This window comes from Bifidobacterium sp. ESL1133 (assembly GCF_058107325.1).
This window is the reverse complement of record NZ_JBYLUI010000001.1, coordinates 313,752-331,890: the sequence shown is the minus strand read 5'-3', so window position 1 is coordinate 331,890 and position 18,139 is coordinate 313,752. Positions and strand designations below refer to the sequence as shown.

The 18,139-nt window shown below is 58.1% G+C and carries 12 protein-coding genes; 2 read left to right on the top strand and 10 right to left on the bottom strand.

Going from position 1 to position 18,139, the window contains the following annotated elements:
• Positions 1 to 121: 121 nt before the first annotated feature.
• From metE to AC3B5A_RS01255, 10 genes are all read right to left on the bottom strand, one after another.
• The gene (metE, locus tag AC3B5A_RS01300) at positions 122 to 2,461 is read right to left on the bottom strand and encodes a 5-methyltetrahydropteroyltriglutamate--homocysteine S-methyltransferase (RefSeq protein ID WP_489798204.1); all 2,340 of its coding nucleotides are present in this window, start codon (positions 2,459 to 2,461) and stop codon (positions 122 to 124) included.
• A gap of 148 nt (positions 2,462 to 2,609) precedes the next feature.
• Positions 2,610 to 3,653 carry a tRNA (adenine-N1)-methyltransferase gene (locus AC3B5A_RS01295; RefSeq protein WP_489798202.1) on the bottom strand — a complete coding sequence of 348 codons (1,044 nt, stop codon included), beginning with the start codon at positions 3,651 to 3,653 and terminating at the stop codon, positions 2,610 to 2,612.
• 95 nt (positions 3,654 to 3,748) lie between these two features.
• Positions 3,749 to 4,609: an ABC transporter ATP-binding protein gene (locus AC3B5A_RS01290; protein WP_489798200.1), complete on the bottom strand. Its 861-nt coding sequence runs from the start codon at positions 4,607 to 4,609 to the stop codon at positions 3,749 to 3,751.
• A 1-nt stretch (position 4,610) separates the two neighbouring features.
• On the bottom strand, positions 4,611 to 5,054 hold the full coding sequence (locus AC3B5A_RS01285; protein WP_489798198.1) for a tripartite tricarboxylate transporter TctB family protein: 444 nt from the start codon (positions 5,052 to 5,054) through the stop codon (positions 4,611 to 4,613).
• A 122-nt stretch (positions 5,055 to 5,176) separates the two neighbouring features.
• Complete coding sequence (locus AC3B5A_RS01280) at positions 5,177 to 6,721, bottom strand: glutamate synthase subunit beta (RefSeq protein ID WP_489798196.1); 1,545 nt, start codon at positions 6,719 to 6,721, stop codon at positions 5,177 to 5,179.
• Positions 6,718 to 11,292, bottom strand: a complete 4,575-nt coding sequence (gene gltB, locus AC3B5A_RS01275) for a glutamate synthase large subunit (protein ID WP_489798194.1) — start codon at positions 11,290 to 11,292, stop codon at positions 6,718 to 6,720. Before gltB ends, AC3B5A_RS01280 begins: the two co-directional genes overlap by 4 nt.
• A gap of 351 nt (positions 11,293 to 11,643) precedes the next feature.
• Positions 11,644 to 13,086 carry a radical SAM family heme chaperone HemW gene (gene hemW / locus AC3B5A_RS01270; RefSeq protein WP_489798192.1) on the bottom strand — a complete coding sequence of 481 codons (1,443 nt, stop codon included), beginning with the start codon at positions 13,084 to 13,086 and terminating at the stop codon, positions 11,644 to 11,646.
• A 196-nt stretch (positions 13,087 to 13,282) separates the two neighbouring features.
• Positions 13,283 to 13,528 (bottom strand): 2TM domain-containing protein, encoded by a 246-nt coding sequence (locus AC3B5A_RS01265; RefSeq protein ID WP_489798191.1) that lies wholly within the window; start codon positions 13,526 to 13,528, stop codon positions 13,283 to 13,285.
• Between the two features lie 200 nt (positions 13,529 to 13,728).
• A complete protein-coding gene (locus AC3B5A_RS01260; protein WP_489798498.1) occupies positions 13,729 to 14,496 on the bottom strand; it encodes an ABC transporter permease in 768 nt (255 codons plus the stop codon).
• Between the two features lie 5 nt (positions 14,497 to 14,501).
• The gene (locus tag AC3B5A_RS01255; protein WP_489798189.1) at positions 14,502 to 15,383 is read right to left on the bottom strand and encodes an ABC transporter ATP-binding protein; all 882 of its coding nucleotides are present in this window, start codon (positions 15,381 to 15,383) and stop codon (positions 14,502 to 14,504) included.
• Positions 15,384 to 15,906: 523 nt separating this feature from the next.
• On the opposite strand from AC3B5A_RS01255, the gene AC3B5A_RS01250 reads away from it, so the two are divergent.
• Positions 15,907 to 16,788, top strand: a complete 882-nt coding sequence (locus AC3B5A_RS01250) for an SDR family oxidoreductase (RefSeq protein WP_489798187.1) — start codon at positions 15,907 to 15,909, stop codon at positions 16,786 to 16,788.
• A gap of 394 nt (positions 16,789 to 17,182) precedes the next feature.
• Positions 17,183 to 17,956 carry an SDR family NAD(P)-dependent oxidoreductase gene (locus tag AC3B5A_RS01245; RefSeq protein ID WP_489798185.1) on the top strand — a complete coding sequence of 258 codons (774 nt, stop codon included), beginning with the start codon at positions 17,183 to 17,185 and terminating at the stop codon, positions 17,954 to 17,956.
• Positions 17,957 to 18,139: the final 183 nt, after the last annotated feature.

Genomic DNA, 18,139 nt, shown 5'->3' with positions numbered 1-18,139 from the left:
TCTCAATATTTTGACCATATACACACAACAGTATGTGCATTTATGTCATTATTTATTCAATAAACCGGGCCGCCTGAACATGTCTATGCACGCTTCAGACGGCCCGATGAATCCTGCTCATTTAGCGTCGCGACGCGTCGGCAAGCTCAGCACGTACCTGCTTGGTCGCCTCGACCATATGTTCCAGGCTCGGCCATGTCTCAGCTTCGCCGCGCGTTTTCAGCCCGCAATCAGGGTTGATCCACACGCGAGAGGCATCGGTCTTCTCCAGCACCGCGTGGATGCGATCGACTAACTCTTCCGTGCTAGGAATGCGCGGCGAGTGGATGTCATAAACACCTGGACCCACCTCGGTCTCAAAGTGCGCTTCCTCGATGGCATCAAGCACGACCAAGTCGCCGCGGGAGGCCTCGAAGGAGATCACATCCGCGTCCATGTCGTCGATGTCCTTGATGATGTCGTTGAACTCCGAGTAGCACATGTGCGTGTGAATCTGCGTGGTCGGCTTGACTCCGGAATGCACCAAGCGGAATGCCGGAACAGCCCAGTCAAGGTATTTCTTGTGCCAGTCGGTTCGGCGCAGCGGCAGCTTCTCGCGCAGCGCTGCCTCATCGATCTGAATGACCTTAATGCCAGCCTCTTCCAAATCGAGAACCTCGTCACGAATGGCGAGAGCCAACTGCTGGGTTTGCACTTCGTGACTCACATCCTCGCGCGGCCAAGACCAGTTGAGAATGGTGACCGGGCCGGTGAGCATGCCCTTGACCACACGGTCGGTACGGCTTTGCGCGTACTTGCTCCAGCGCACGGTGATGGGCTCGGCACGGCTCACGTCGCCCCACACGATCGGAGGCTTAACGCAGCGCGTACCGTAGGACTGTACCCAAGCGTTCTTGGTGAACAGGAAGCCGTTCAGCCGCTGGCCGAAGTACTCCACCATGTCGTTGCGTTCAAATTCGCCATGTACCAGCACGTCCAAGCCAACCTGCTCTTGGCGGGCGATCACATCGTCGATGCTGGAGGCGATGAACTGGTCGTACTCATCTTGGCTGATTGCCCCGCGGCGCAGCTTGGCGCGAGTGGAGCGCACCTCGCTCGTCTGCGGGAATGAGCCGATGGTGGTGGTCGGCAGCTCCGGCAGGTTCAGCGCTTCGTGCTGCACTGTGCGACGCTCGGCGCGAGCCGGCTGACGGGTGAAGTCATCCTGCGTGAGCTTGCCGAGACGCTCGGTGACGGCAGCATCGGCGGCCACGCGAGTACCGTCGAACAGTGCCTGGTTGTCGCTCATGGCAGCGAAGGCGTCTCGCTGCGCACCATCGGTGGTGCCGCTCCCCTGTTCGGCTGCGTCGAGCACAGCGATGTCTTTGAGTTCTCCCAGCTTCTCGACGGCGAACGCAAAGTGACGCAGCACTTCAGGTTCCAGTTTGTCCTCGCTGCTGGTGCTGAAGGGCACGTGCAGCAGTGAGGACGAGGTGGCGACGGCCACGTCGTCGGTGACGGTGCGTACCGCTTCGATCAGACCCAGACTTTCGGCGTAGTTGTTGCGCCAGATGTTACGCCCGTTCACCACGCCGGCGAAGATGGTGGTGCCGGCGGCAGAACCGTACTCTTTGAGCGCGGCGAGGTTTTCGTCTCGCCCTTCGTTCAGGTCCAGACCGATGCCGTCGAAGCCCATCTGATTGATGGTCTCATATACGTCGGCGATGTGGCCGAAGTAGGTGTTGAGCAGCACTTTGACCTTGCCCTGACGTGCCTGCAGGATGGTCTTGTAGAGCGAGGTGAAGAGTTTGAGGTCGCCGGGCTGCTTGTCGAGCACCAGGTACGGCTCGTCCAGCTGCACCCATTGCGCGCCAAGCTGTGAGAAGCGTTCGATCACGTCAGCATAAACCGCTGCCACTGCACCGATAAGCTGCTCGTCTACCGGCACCTCTTCGGCCTGCGGTGTGCGGGCTAGCTTGAGGAACGTGTAGGGGCCGATGAGCACCGGCTTGGTGAGGATGCCGAGTTCTTTGGCTTGCGTGAACTCGTCGAATGGTTTGCTGGACGACAGCTTGATATCCGTGTCGTCGCTGATTTCGGGGACAATGTAATGGTAGTTGGTGGTGAACCACTTCTTCATAGGCAGTGCGGTCACGTCGCCGTGGCTGCCCTGGTACCCGCGACCGATGGCAAATAGCGTGTCTTCTGCGTCTTCGAAGCCGAGGTCTTGGTAACGCTTGGGTACTGCGTTCAGCAGTATGGCAGTGTCCAGCATCTGGTCGTAGTAACTGAAGTCGTTGCTGGCAATGAGGTCGATTCCGGCGTCTTGCTGAATCTTCCAATGTTCGGCACGCAGCGTCGCGCCAGTCTCGCGCACACTGTCCAGTGTGGCGTTGCCTTTCCAGTACGCCTCGATGGCTTTCTTGAGTTCGCGGTCGCGACCGACGCGCGGGAACCCGGAAACGGATGTGGCGATGGGCATGAGTCCTCCAGACTATCGCGCGGCTATGCGTCAGACGTTCGACTGGCAGAGCCGCTCAGGTATGGTCTGAGACTACCAAATTTTTACTGAAATGCGGCATTACTGCCGTTAAGGTGTCGCTATAACCTGAAGTTATAAGGGTGCATCATTACGATTGCAGCTCACCCACCTGCATGTCCAGATCGTGCAGCACGTGACGCAGCTTGCGGTCGGAGATATCTCGCAGCTCAAGCTCCTCAAGTCGCTCGGCACGCTCCTGCTCGCTCATGGAATCGACGTCGGTCTGCGTGTCCTTCGCTGCTCGCTCACGCCTGCGCAGTGCAGTGAAGCCGTCGGCCATCGCGCGCGAAATCACCAGGAAACCGGTGTGCCCGATCATCTGATGGTCAGGACGCACGGCCAGCCCTTGGGCCTTCCAATGCCGCTCGAACGTCTCCTGTATTTCGGGTTCCGTCCATACTCCGGATTCACGCAGGGCCTCACACAGTCGGCTGAGCTGAGTGGTAGTAGTGATATATGCAACGAGCACGCCTCCGGGAGCCATGACCCGCCACGCTTGTTCAAGACGATTCCACGGGTCGAGCATATCGAGCACGATCCGGTCGAATGTGTGCGCGGCAAGCGTTGCCGCCACACTGTCGAAATCTCCGGTTTTCACATCCCACCATTGCGGCTCTGCGCCAAAATACAACGTGGCGTTGGCCTGTGCCACGCGCGCGAACTCGGGTCTCATCTCGATGGTGGTAAGACTCCCCGACTCGCCCACTGCATCAAGCAGATTGATGCTCATGGCACCCGATCCGGCCCCCGACTCCAGTACGGACATGCCTGAACGAATATCACCAAGCTGAATGACCTGTGCAATATCCTTGGGGTACATGATCTGCGCGCCACGAGGCATGGAGAGCACATAGTCCGCCAGGCGCGGACGCATCACGCTGAAATCCCAGCCTCCGATAGCTCGCGCAGCCTTCCACGGCTTAGCTTGGTCGCGCTCGGAAAGCTGCTCGCGCTTGGCACGCACCGTGGTGACGACGATGCCTTCAGTTCGGCCAATAACGTCATCGTGCAGGATAATGCCGTGCGAAGTCTGGGTGGTGCCACCTGCCACCAGCTGCGAGGTAATCTTGTTGCCTTTGCGGTCGGTGAACTGCACCTTCTCGCCCGCCTGTAACGCTCCGTTCCTTGCCACGTATACCTCCACTGATAACGCTCACTCATTCATCCGTCTGCTATGACATGATGCCGCATGGCGTTGATATATGGCATGACCGGGGCGCAACTGACTCACTGCGCAAAGGCGTTCCAACGTCCATCATAATGCGTGACCTGCAGCGGAAGGGAGAATATCTCGCTCAGCCGCTCTGCAGTAAAGCCGTGTTCCAGGTCTCCCGTGTAGACGATGGTGCCGGGACGCGGATCGTTCTCGTCCTTCGACATGGTGTGCCGTTGTGCTTCAACGCCACCCATGCGCCCCATGATGGCGACATGGTCGAAGCCTTCGGGAATCTCGTCGAGCCGGTGGGTCACCAGTACCGACGCACAGTTGGACGCCTCATCCAAACCGATATCTCCCAAGGCGCGCAGCACCACCTCACGGCCGCCCAAGTCAAGTCCTGTAATGGGCTCGTCCAAAATGAGCAGATCTGGTTGAGCCATAAGAGCACGGCAGATAAGCACTCGCGTCAGTTCGCCTTGCGAGAGTTTGGACATACGTTTACCAGCCAGATAGCCGATGCCGAATCGTTCCATCAACGCTCGGGCATGAGCATAATCCTCTTCACTGTACCGGTCTCTCCACCGGCCCACTACGGCGTTCAACGCCGTCACCACCGCATCCAGCGGGTCCTCGTCCGCCGGGAACGTGCGCGACAGCTCCAGAGAACTCAAACCGATACGATTGCGGTAAGAGAACACGTCGACTTTGCCCAAACGGTTTCCGAGAATCTCTACGGTGCCGCATGACGGAAAGCCGCGTGTGGCCATCATCTTGACCAGCGTGGATTTCCCGATGCCGTTGGGGCCAAACAGCACCCATTTTTCTCCGGCGCGGACAGTCAGGTTGACATCCGAGAGAATCACACGGCCGTTACGCCGGAATTCGACATCTTCCATGCGAAGCGCATATTCTTCCGCCATCAGCACCATCTCACACCGCAGTGCCGTTGGAATCCAAGTTCGGATTGTCTTTGGGATTACCCGCGGTAAAGAACAGACTCAGCACACCCACCACGAATACTGCGGAAACAGTCATGATGAGCCACATCGGATGGCTGGGCAGCCACATGACCACGATGAACGCGATGGCGGAAACCACAATAAGCACCCACGTCAGGATGCGGAACCACTGACGCACGGAATGTGGCGCACGCACCGGGGCCGGCTTGCGTGAAGCGCTGGCCACGTCGCTCAGATCGACCACATTCCCGCCGGACGGTTTCCACTCGGCTTCCCCACCTTCGGCCAGTCGGCGTGAACGCTCCTGCAGAGCATACTCGTTGACCAATCCTGCGCGAGAGGAACGGCCCTCATTCTGCTGTACCCCTTGGGAGCCGCGCTTGGCTCGGGCCCTTCTTTCGGCGCGATTCGGCATGTGCAATCCTTCCTGTGTCACTGTTTGCTGCTGACCATTCTAACCCGACCTGCGCCAAGATGAGACGCACCTCACGTACCGGCAGCAGATGGCAAGCGAGTTCGCCGGACCGGTCGCACCTGTTACACCTGAGGCAGCATCATCGGCCGCTGGCTGGCATGAATGGGGGTCGGCAGTTCGCTGCTGCGGCCGGACATCAACGATCCGTCAACGGCCGCCGCACAGCTGCGTCCCTCAGCGATGGCCCACACCACCAGGCTCTGCCCGCGCCCGGCATCGCCGCATACGAACACACCCGGCTGGCTGGTGGCGAAGCTCTCGTCACGCGCGACATTGCCACGCGCGTCCAGATCGACTGGCATCTGGTCAATCAGGGTCGACGTGTCGGGGTGCAGGAAGCCTGTGGAGATAAGCACCAGGTCCGCTTCGATGACACGTTCGCTACCTTCTACGGGTACAAAGGAATGCCCGGCGGAAGGCTTGACCGTAACGACCTTTACACCGTTCACGGCACCGCTCTCACCGGCCTCGAAGCCCACAGCCAGGCTGGTTTCGTCAAGCTCGACCCGCTCTGTGGCTCCTGTCTCGCTTCCGGTGAAGCCAACGGTGTCGGTGTTGTACTCATAGACACCGCCCTCCTCCATGGACGAGGTCTTCCCATACAACCTGGCATACGTGGGCCATGGCTGTGATGTCGGTCTGCTGGACGGCTCCTTGGGGTTGATCTGCAATACGGTAACGCTGGAGGCACCTTGGCGCAACGCGGTGCCCAAGCAGTCGGAACCGGTGTCGCCGCCGCCGATGATGACAACGCGTTTGCCCTTGGCGTTGATGTCGTGTACCGGTTCCTGACCATACAGGCGACGTGTGGCATCAGGCAGGAATTCCATGGCAAAATGAATGCCGTCCAAACGGCGTCCTGTCACCGCTACGTCTCTGGGAACCGTAGAACCTATGGCGACCACCACCGCATCGTAGCGAGAACGCAAATCGTCCCAGCTTACATCGCGGCCGATTTCCATTCCGGTGCGGAACACCGTGCCTTCGGCTTCCATCTGCTCTACACGGCGGTCGATAAGACCCTTTTCGAGTTTGAAATTAGGGATGCCGTAGCGCAACAGCCCACCGACCTGTTCATCGCGTTCATAGACCACCACGGTATGTCCGGCACGGGTGAGCTGCTGAGCACATGCCAAGCCGGCGGGACCGGAACCGACCACCGCCACGGTCATATCGGTCAGCCTCTCGGGCGGCATGGGCTTGACATAGCCCAGATCCCACGCTTGGGTGATGATGGTCTCCTCGTCGTTCTTGATCATGGTGGCCGGCTCGTGAATACCCAGTACGCATGCCTGCTCGCAAGGCGCGGGGCACACCAGACCGGTGAATTCCGGGAAGTTGTTGGTCATGGAGAGCCTGTCATAGGCTTCCTGCCATTTACCTTGGCTCACCAAGTCGTTGAACTCTGGGATGAGGTTCCCCAGAGGGCAGCCGGTCATGCAAAAGGGAGTACCGCAGTCCATGCAGCGAGCCGCTTGCTCGGCGGTCCACGGTTCGAAACCGTTATGCTCATGTACGTCGTTCCAATCGCGCAGGCGTTCGCTCACCGGCCGGTCGCGCAGCGTCTGACGAGTGCGGACTTTCAGGAATCCTTTCGGGTCGCTCATGCGATCGCTCCTTCCATCATGACTTGCTGGTAAATGCTGTCCCATACGCCCGGTTGAGCAAAGTCAACGTGGTTCGCCTCAGCGGTTGCCATGGCGTCTTGCATGGCCAGGAAACGGCCGGGAACGATATGCGTGAACCGATCCTGCGCATTCTGCCAGTCGGCCAGCAGCTCTGTGGCGAATGCGGAACCTGTGGCTTCGGCATGCCGTTTGACCAGATCATACACACGTTCGCTGTCTTCTTGGTTCAACGGTTCCAGAAGCAGCGAACCGGAGGCTACGGCCTCGGGATTGACCCTGTGCACGTCCAAGTCGAGCACGTAGGCGTGCCCGCCGGAGAAGCCGGCACCAAAATTGCGACCGGTGGGACCGAGCACCACAACCGTGCCGCCGGTCATATACTCGCAGCCGTGATCGCCGACGCCTTCCACCACGAATGTGGCTCCTGAATTGCGCACAGCGAAACGTTCCCCGGCCACACCGGATACGAACATGAACCCTGACGTGGAGCCGAAACCAGTCACGTTGCCGGCAATGACGTTGCTGTGCGCATCAAGACCCGCTTCCAGATGGGGACGCACCACGATGGTGCCGCCTGAAAGCCCCTTGCCGGCGTAGTCGTTCACTTCTCCGTACACGCGCAGCGTCTCGCCGCTGGGGATGAACGCACCGAGCGACTGGCCGGCCGAACCGGTGAGGGTGATGTCGATGGTGTCTTCCGGCAGTCCCTCGGCACCATATCTCTTGGTGATTTCGTAGCCGACCATGGCGCCGACGGTACGGTTCACGTTGCGCACAGGCACGTCAATGCGCACCGGTTCGCGTTGTTCCAGCGCCGGTTGCGCCAGTTCGATGAGCCTGCGGTCGAGCACATGTTCAAGCTCGTGGTTCTGCTCGGTGGTGTAGTGCAGCACGGTGCCCGGCGTCGGCCCGGGCTGGGCGAGCACGGCGCTTAAGTCGATGCCGTCGGACTTCCACCGGCGAATGGCTTCATCCTGGTCGAGGCATTCCACGTGCCCAACAGCTTCCTCCAAAGTGCGGAATCCAAGGCTGGCCAGAATCTCACGCACTTCTTGGGCGATGTACATGAAGAAGTTGATCACGTGCTCAGGCTTGCCGGTGTACCTGCTGCGCAACTCCGGGTCTTGGGTGGCGATGCCTTGTGGGCAGGTGTTGAGATGGCAAGCGCGCATCATGACGCACCCCTCCACCATGAGCGCGGTGGTGGCGAATCCGAACTCTTCCGCTCCCAGGAGAGCCGCAACCACCACGTCACGGCCGGTCTTGAGTTCGCCGTCGCATTGGAGCACCACTCTGGAGCGCAGACCGTTGAGCACAAGCGTCTGCTGCGCCTCGGCCAAACCGATCTCCCACGGGGTTCCCGCATGTTTGATGGCATTGAGCGGAGCCGCACCAGTACCGCCATCGGAGCCGGAGATGAGCACCACATCGGCACGGCATTTGGCCACGCCCGCAGCCACGGTGCCCACGCCGAACTCGGAGACGAGCTTAACGTGGATGCGAGCCTGCGGATTGGCCATTTTGGCATCGTTGATGAGCTGTTTCAAATCCTCGATCGAGTAGATGTCATGATGAGGGGGCGGCGATATGAGTTCCACTCCGGGAGTGGCATGACGCACTTTGGCGATCCACGGCGGCACCTTGGCTCCGGGCAGGTGGCCGCCCTCACCGGGTTTGGCGCCTTGTGCAAGTTTGATCTGCAAATCCGTGGCGTTCACCAGATAGTTGCTGGTCACGCCGAAACGTGCCGAAGCTATCTGCTTGATGCGGCTGGAACGTTTCGGGTCGGCGAGACGGTCATCGTCTTCGCCGCCCTCCCCGCTGTTGGAACGCGCGCCGATCTGGTTCATGGCCACCGCCAGCGTTTCATGGGCTTCGCGCGAGATGGAACCATAGCTCATGGCGCCGGTGGAGAATCGTTTGACAATCTGTTCTGCTGGTTCGACTTCGTCTATAGGTACCGGCTGCCGGCTCGGCACCAGTTTCATCAGACCGCGCAACGTCATGATCCGATTGGAGGTGTCGTCAACGTGTTCGCTGTAGCGTTTGAACAAGTCGTAGTCGCCACGCTCGGTGGCCTGCTGCAGCAGGAAGACCGCTTCTGGATCGTTGAGATGATCCTCGCCGGTGCGGCGCCACTTGTATTGCCCGCCGGTGCGCAGTTTACGGTGGGGCGTGGCCGTCCACTGATTGGGATACGCCACCTTGTGACGCACCGCCACTTCCTGGGATATCTCCTCGAGCCCGATGCCGCCGACCTGCGAGGTGGTGCCGGAGAAGTAACGGTCGATGACCTCACGACTCAACCCCACAGCTTCGAACAGCTGGGAGCCACGGTAACTCATGATGGTGGAGACTCCCATCTTGCTCATGATCTTCAGCACTCCCGTGGAAAGCACGTGCTTGAGATTGTCCACCGCGGTGACCGCGTCAACGTCGAGCATGCCGGAACGCGCCAGATCCTCCACCGATTCGAACGCCAGATACGGGTTCACGCAGGCGGCCCCGTAGGCGATAAGCAGGGCCACATGGTGAATCTCTCGCACGTCCCCTGCCTCCACGGCGATGGATACCTCGGGTCGTGTGTGCTGGTCGAGCAGATGATGCTGCACCGCGCTGGTCAGCAGCAGGGAGGGAATCGGCGCCCAGGTATGGTTGGATTCGCGATCGGAAAGCACAATGAAATTGCGCCCTTGCGCTATGGCTTCATCAATCTGGGCGAAGATGGCATCAAGCCGTTCTTCCAAGGCTTTGCCGCCGCCAGCCACTTGGTAGAGGCCTTGTACCACAAAGGGACGGTAATGCCCGCCCAGTATCTCGGCCTTGTCGAGGCGCTTGAGCTGAGCCATCTCGTCGGAATCCACCACCGGCTGTTCGATGACTATTTTGCGTGCCCCCGGCTCACTGTCCTCGAGGATATTGGTCTCCGGACCGATGGCCGATTCAAGGGAAGTGACAACGGACTCACGCTCCCAGTCAAGCGGTGGATTGGTGACTTGGGCAAATTTCTGGGTGAAATAGTCGAACAGCTGACGGCTGTGATTGGACAGTACGGCCTGTGGGGCGTCGTTGCCCATCGCGCCCAACGGTTCCTTGCCAGTGTTGGCCATGGGTGTCAGCAGCATCTTCAGCTCTTCCTGCGTGTAGCCGAAGGCACGCTGACGCCGTACGACCGAAACCCTGGAATGCTGCACATGCTCACGTACCGGCAGCTCGTCGAGCTTAACGCTGTTGCCTTCTATCCATTGGCGATATGGATGCTGTGAGGCCAGTTCATTCTTGATTTCCTCGTCGTCGATGATGCGCCCTTGCTCAGTGTCGATGAGGAACATGCGACCGGGTTCCAACCGCCCTTTGGCCACCACATCAGACGGGTTGATTTCGGGTAGCACACCGGCCTCGGAAGCCAATACCACATACCCGTCGTCGCTCAACTGCCACCGTCCGGGACGGAACCCGTTGCGGTCCAGTTGCGCTCCCACCTGCGTGCCGTCGGTAAACACAATGTTCGCAGGACCGTCCCACGGCTCGATGAGCGAATTGTTGTACTCATAGAACGCTCGCACGTCCGAATCGAGAGCGATGTCGTTCTCCCAAGCCGGCGGCAGCATCATAAGCACTGCGTGTGGCAGGCTGCGCCCCGCCAAGTGCAGCAGCTCGAGGCATTCGTCAAAAGTGCCGGAATCTGAATAACCGGGGGTGTCGATGGGCAGCAACGGTGCCATCTCGCCCAGCAGCTCGGAGTCCAGCTTGCCTTCCCTCGCCTTAAGCCAGTTGCGATTGCCTTGAATGGTGTTGATTTCGCCGTTGTGAGCGATGAGTCGGAACGGCTGTGCCAACGGCCAGCTGGGGAACGTGTTCGTCGAAAACCGAGAATGAACGATGGCGATGTGCGCTTTGAACCGTTCGTCCTGCAGGTCCGGGAAGAAGCTGGTGAGCTGCATGGTAGTGAGCATGCCCTTATAGGTGATGGTCCGCGAGGAAAGCGACGAGAAATAGACACCCACCTCGTGCTCGACCCGCTTGCGCACCCGGAACGTCAACCGGTCCAATTCCAAGCCTTGGCGAACACCTGCAGCATCTTTGGCAACGAACATCTCGAATGCGGGCATGGACGCCAGCGCCTGCAAACCCAAACCGTCCGGGTTGACAGGCACGGTGCGCCAAGCAACCGTCTGCAGCCCTTCCTCGGCAGCTATACTGGCAATCTGCCGCTTCTGTTCTCCGGAGCGAGCCAAATCGCGCTCAAGAAATGCAATGCCGGCCGCATACTCCCCGGCTTGAGGAAGATCGGCACCGATGATGGAGCGCATGAATTCGTCGGGCATCGACACCAAAATTCCCGCACCGTCACCAGTGTTCTCTTCAGCGCCCACCGCACCACGATGATTGAGATTGACCAGCACCTCCACGGCATTGTCGACGACTTTGCGCTCGTCTTTGCCATGCAACGTGGCCACCATGCCCACACCACACGCGTCATGTTCACTCGCAGGGTTGTACAGTCCGTTCGCCTGATGAACGGTCAGATCCAGCGCGGTATTGCCCATATGCTCGCCCCTTGCTTGCAGCTTCGCCGTAGCACCTCACTACGCTACGGCCTATGTTGTTTTGTAAGACTAGCGCAGGGAGCTGGAATGTATCTGTTCGTGTCCACAATATGCGACGATTGTTTTCCTTTGTCACGTGCCAGAAGACATGTGCTGGATGCTAGGTGCCCATGTGCGCATACGCCAGATGCTAGGGTGTCAAGTGCTTATGTGCCTATATGCCCATGCTCCCATATGCCGGTGCTAAGTGCCCAAGTGCCACACCAAACATGCTTGATGACGTAAGGGCTGGCAGCGTAAGTGCTGACGGAACGTACCCACGCCGCAGCACCTATAAGATATCAGCAGGGATTATAGGCCATAGCAGTTCAGCACGGACGAAATCACCGTATCGTTGAGCAACCGGCCGCGCCGTGTCGCCGTGATGCGCCCTTCGGAGACGGAGACCAGACCAGCTGCCGTCAGCGGCCGCAAAGCCCCAGGGTCGAGTCTTTTACCCGAAGCCTCGTCGATGCGACGGATATCAAGGCCCTCACGCAAACGAAGCCCCAGCATCACCGTCTCCTCCAGGTTTTCGTCGTGGCTGATGGCCTCGCTGCCTTGCCATGGCACGCGCTCGGCTGAGATAGCATCTGCCCATGTGCGCGGGTGAGCGATGTCCCACGAGCGCACGCCGAACTGAGAGGGATCCGAACGCCTGGGGTTCCCACGGTGCGGTTCGTCGCAGTGTGATTGAGCACGGTGCTGCGCCGGATACTCGGAAGCATTCATGAGATCTTCAGCGTCTCTTGAGTCTGCAGGGACGCTCACAGTCACGTTACCTGCCGCAGATTCATCGGCAACCGCCTCATCATCGTGCAATGACGCGATTTCGGCAGTCCTCATAAAACCTTCATCATTCTTGGCACCTGCCACACCCAAGGCCGACGGGGACTCACGCCATGCTCCCGCGTCCGAGGTGCGGTAGTGGGAATGGGCGCCAGGGCCGATGCCAGCCCAGTCCACATTACGCCAGTAGCCCAGATTGTGCCTACTCTCGTGCCCCGGACGCGCCCAATTGGAAATCTCATACCACTGCAGACCGGCTTGGGAGAACAGATCGTCTGCAAGCTCATATTTGGCAGCCTCATCATCATCGTCAGGTTTGGCGATGTCTCCACGCGCTATCTGCCTGCCCATTTTGGTGGTCGGTTCAACAGTGAGCGCATATGCGGAAACATGGTCCACGTCGAGCGCGAGCGCCGCTTGCACGGAGGTGCGCCAGTCATCCATGCTCTCCCCCGGCGCGCCGTAGATGAGGTCCACGCTGGCTTCAAGGCCTACAGCCTTGGCGGCGGCTACGTTGGCAGTGACGTTGTGCGGGGTGTGGGTACGGTCGAGGGTGTTCAGGACGTGGGGCACGGCTGACTGCATGCCGAAGGAGACGCGGGTGAAGCCGGATGCTTTGAGTTCGGCGAGATAGGATTGGTCGACGGTGTCGGGGTTGGCTTCCGTGGTGACTTCCGCTCCCGTTTCGATACCCCATATCTCTTGTATTGCCTCGAGCATGCGCCCCAAATCGTGTGCCGGCAGCACGGTCGGGGTTCCGCCGCCGAAGAACACGCTCGATACGGCCGGTTCGTTGATACCGCGCTCGGTTTGCCACGCTTTGACCAGTTTCATCTCGGCGATGGCCATATTCGCATAGTTGGCGCGTGACGCTCCTCCGCCCAGATCCGTGGCGGTGTACGTGTTGAAGTCGCAGTATCCGCACCTTTTCAAACAGAACGGCACATGCACATACACTTCAAACATTGCGATTCCTCCAGACAAGCCAATGCTTATGGCATCATGGCCGATAGTGCCGACAGGTGCCGGTAGACGCTACCGATACTCCGACTGTATGCGTTCAGTATTCGGTTTGTGAATCTGGTACTTAGGCCGCGAGTCGGTATTGGCTTGTGGCAGCTCAGTCTAGGTCTACTTCGTCTGGAGTTGGTGGCTTACTGGTCTACTTATATTGGCGCAATGCGATGAATCTGCTGACGACTATCGCACCCCATCCCAGTATCGGCCAGATGGCCCAAAAGTTTTTCGGGAAGGAATAGCCGGGAATAGCGAGGATAGTAACGATATCGACAAGCACAAATACGGTATTGCCGATGAGATACCACCGGAGGCTCTTTATTGCAGATTTTCTCTTTACTTGGTATTCGCTGTCAGGAGTAGGAGCAGGAGCTGGTTCGTTGTGGCCCATGAATGAAACCTTTCGAAAGTAACGCAGTATATTGATCAATGATCTTAAGTGTTGTTAATTGTTCTTCTCTGAAGAGCGCGTGACCATCACAAACGCGCTCCGGGCTTGTGGCCCAGTATTTGGTTTGGCGATGGCCTATGTCAATCTGCAAAGTGGGGAACCTATTCCTCTATATAGGTACATGCTCAGTTGGAATATACTCACCTGTTCTTGTTCACTCGGTAAGCAATGATTTTGGTCAGCAGCACGCTCACTACAGCACATACCGCAAGAGATGCAGCAAAAGTAACGGTCAACTGAGCAGTCATGTTGTTGTTCCAGATGCCCTCGAGCACCCTGTATGTCAAGTACATTGGGGAAACGTGAGCGACATGCTGCAGCGCGCTAGGCAAGGATTCTATAGGAATGACCACGCCTGAGCAGAACAAGAGTATAAAGAACATGCTTGAACCTATCAGCTGCAATGCTCGTGCGGAAAACGGGAGTACGGCAACAAGCCGGGCCACACACACGAACATGATGTAAGAAGCCAAGACAGCTAATATGAACAGTACCGGATTCCCTTGGAATTGAACCTGCGATCGGTATACGGTAAACACGTAGATGAACATCGTGGCTATCGAGATAAATAAAATAAGGCAGTACGCAATGGATTGCGCTACGAATCTGATCCAAGAAGGAAGCGGCAGTAAGCGCATAGCATCACTGACGCCGGTCTCCTTTTGTACTGCAAGATCGGCGGCAACACCCATCAGAGTGAAATTGGCGACAAGGAATGACGCGTCAATGGCAATCAGTGAATTGTAGATGGGTACACCACCACTGTTGTCTCCGTTTCCGTACGACGCACCGAAAATGATGAGGAGAATAAGCGGAAAAATCAGAGTGAAGAACAGCGAAACCGGCTCACGCAAGAATCTTCGAAACTCGATGTTGATCAAGTCTTTCAACATATACAATTGCTGCATGTCATTCACTCTCCCGATTGCATCGTGGCCAAGGCTATGTCGTACATGTCTCTTGTGGAGGTCTTTTGTATGGCATCTGCTGCCTCAACCCACGAGAAGTCGCTCTTGTCATCGGCGTAATACCAGTATCCCTGCTTCCCCGAAACGGTGACACCGTCCCACTGAGTGATTGATGCGGCAGAGAAGGTTTTGTACCGCGCCGAATACCTGTCCACAAAATCTGCCTTCGACACATTCACGTATCCGCTCTTGCCAAGTACCAGCACATTGTCGGCGACTGCAAACGCTATATCCAAATCGTGCGAAGCGATAATCACGTCGGTGCCTTCTTGCCGTATGAGGTTCAGGACTTCCTGTATGGCGTCCCCTATCTCAACGTCAGTTCCCGCAGTAGGCTCGTCAAGAAGAAGCAGCTTGGGGTGTCCAAGAATAGCCAAGAAAACAGTAACCCTGCGCTTTTGTCCTCCTGACAGTCTGCTCGCATACCGATCCCATACGGATTCCATGTCAAGCAAGCGAGCGAACCGTTCGCTGCGTTCATGGAGCAGCGAACGAGGGTGCTCGGCGTCTGCGTACGCGTCTAGATACAGTTTCACATATTCTGAGACGCGCACATTTTGCATGAATGCCGCATCCTGCATTTGGAACGCAATCCCTCTACGCTGCTGGTAGCGCAACGCTTCAGCCGGCGTAGATAGACACGAAACCTGCCCAGATGTAGGACTACTCAGCCCTGAAGCCAATCTCAGCAGTGTTGATTTTCCCGCTCCGTTTGCACCTGCCAGCAGCGTTATTCCACTGTGCAAAGAGAACGATACATCGTGCAGCACTTGCTTGCCAGCATAACTTTTACTGACATGATCGAATACGAGTGTACTACCGCCCATATGGCACCGCCGTTCGTCTTCAAATCCAACATTCTTCGCATATCAACCCAATACGGAGCCGACACACCTTATTACTGATAGCAAGCGAACGCTGATGCAAACCTCTCTTCAACAGCGTCTGCCGCTTAACTTACCCGTAATGCAAAATTATAGCATAGTTCTCAGTATATTGCATTATGATATATTGTAATTTTAAGAAACTCTCATTATGCTCCTCAAAATCAGAGAAGCCTCACTGGACGCCGCGTTCAAAACCCAATCCCCATAGGCAACCGTATGAGCCGCTTATGCTGACTGTGCGACTTGCTTTTTGATCCGGTTTCATTCAGTAGGGACTTTTCGGAGGATTCGCGAGGAAGCCGATTTTAAGAATGTTGGAAAATAGCCGTTTCTGATTTTGGAGTCCCTCTATTTCGTCGGAAAAGTCCCTACTGAATGCCTGGATTCTAGTTTGAAGCACTGCAAAATTTAGGGTGATAAAGTGGCCGTAAGCAGGATTTGCGAGTTCATGAAGGAGGTTGCAGTGGCTGAAGAGGCAACAACAAAGGGCGTAGGCAACGGTACCAAAGTCGCAGTGGTGACGGGGGCTTCGAGTGGTATCGGGCGGGCTATCGCGCGCTCGCTCGCGGCGAGCGGATGGCGCGTGGTGGCGCTGGCTCGGCGCGAGGAACAACTCAAGACGCTTGCCGAGGAGATTAATGCCGACGATTTTGGGAAAGATGTGAACAATTCTGGGAAAGACTCCGACGAAGCTGCCGCTGCAGATGGGGCTACCGACCCGCGCTGCATCTATGTGCTCTGCGATGTGACCGACGAGGCATCCACCCAAGCGGCGGTTGACAAAGTGCTTGCGTTCGCGGATGGGTGCGGCGGCGCGGTGAAGGCGCTCATTAATTGCGCAGGTGGAGCCATCGGCCAAGATTCCGTCGAAACCTCCAGCCTCGACGATTGGCGGCGCATGTACGAGTTGAACGTCATCGGCACCTTGCGCATCACGCAGAAGCTGCTGCCCGCGCTCAAGGCAGCGCCCGGCGGCGGGTCGGTGGTCTTCATCTCCTCCACCGCCGGCATTGAGCCGTACGAGGGTGGCTCGGGCTACTGCGCGGCCAAATCCGCCGAGCGCGTCTTGGCTCGCGTGCTGCGCCTGGAGCAGGTCGGGCAGCCCTTGCGCATCATCGACGTCTCGCCCGGCATGGTCAAGACCGAGGAATTCTCGCTCAACCGTTTCGACGGCGACCAGGCCAAGGCCGACGCGGTCTACGCCGGCGTTCCAGACCCTCTTACCGCCGAGGATATCGCCGAATCGGTGCGCTGGGCACTCTCCCAGCCAGACACGGTCGACATCGACTCGATCGTGGTGCGCCCGCGCGCCCAAGGCTCCTACACCAAGCTCGATCGCCACTGAGCCGCCGGCGCTTGCTTCACTAAATTGCAATCAGCGACGCTTTTGACGGCACAATCCCGTTGGGCGCGCCATTTGCGTCGCTAAGCCGCTGTTAGCGTCGCTTTTGACGCGCAAGTAGGTCGGATGCCGACGCTTACGTCACTGAGCAGTTGTTGGCAATGCTTTTGTCGGCTCGAGCAAGTGCGCGGCCACCAATTGCGACACTGCGTCGCTGTCAGTGACGTTTTGACGGCGCGAGCAAGGGACGCGCTGCCGGCTGCTTCGCTGAGGAGAGCGAGCGCCATTTGAGAAGCGGCCTTGCTGCCGACGCGCAGTCGCACGCCGCGAATTTAGCATTCCCCCAATCTGGTAGGTATACTGAAATAGTCCAATACACTATTGAAAGGTAGCAAATATGGGACGTCTAGATAGCAAAGTTGCAATCATTACCGGCGCAGCAGACGGCATGGGTCTTTCCGGAGCGCAGATTTTCGCCAAGGAGGGTGCCAGCGTAGTACTCACCGATGTGGTGGAAGACAAGCTGAACACCGACGCCGAAGACATTCGTAAGGAGGGCGGTGAGGCCACCGCCATGAAGCTCGACGTCTCCGACCCCGAGCAGTGGAAGCAGGTCGTAGAAGCCACCGCGGCCAAGTACGGCAAGATCGACATCCTGGTCAACAACGCCGGAATCCATATCGCCAAGAACATTATGGAAACCGACGTCGATACTTGGAACAAGGTCATGAACATCAACTCCACCGGCGTGTGGCTGGGTATGAAGGCCGTGGCGCCCTACATGCAGAAAAATGGCGGCGGCTCCATCGTCAACACCTCCTCCATCGGCGCGCTGATGGGCGGCATGGCCACCGGTTTCGGCGCGGCCTACAGTGCGTCGAAGGGCGCCGTGCGCTCACTGACCAAGTTCGGTGCCGCAGAGTTCGGCAAGGACCACATCCGCGTCAACTCGGTGCACCCCGGCTCCACCTACACCGGCATGGCTCGCGCCGCAGGACTGAAGACCAAGGAAGACATGGGCAAGGCTTACGACGGCAAGGCCATGCTGCCCCCGTATGTGGCCGGCCCAGAGGACATCGGCTACGCCTACCTCTACCTGGCCTCAGATGAGTCGCAGTTCGTCACCGGCCTCGAGCTCATCGTTGACGGCGGCTGGACCTACAACTCCTGAGCCTCGCCTTCAGCACGCGCACTACAACTGGGCCGCACATCCGCAGAATATCTGCACGGTGTGAGGCCCAGTTGTATTGCTACTGACAGCGCGGTAAGTTGAAAAGAGGCAAGGACAGCAAAAACCGACCAGCTCCTTGACCTTGCCTCATAACATGTAACAGCAAGTGAGCCGTCGGATTGC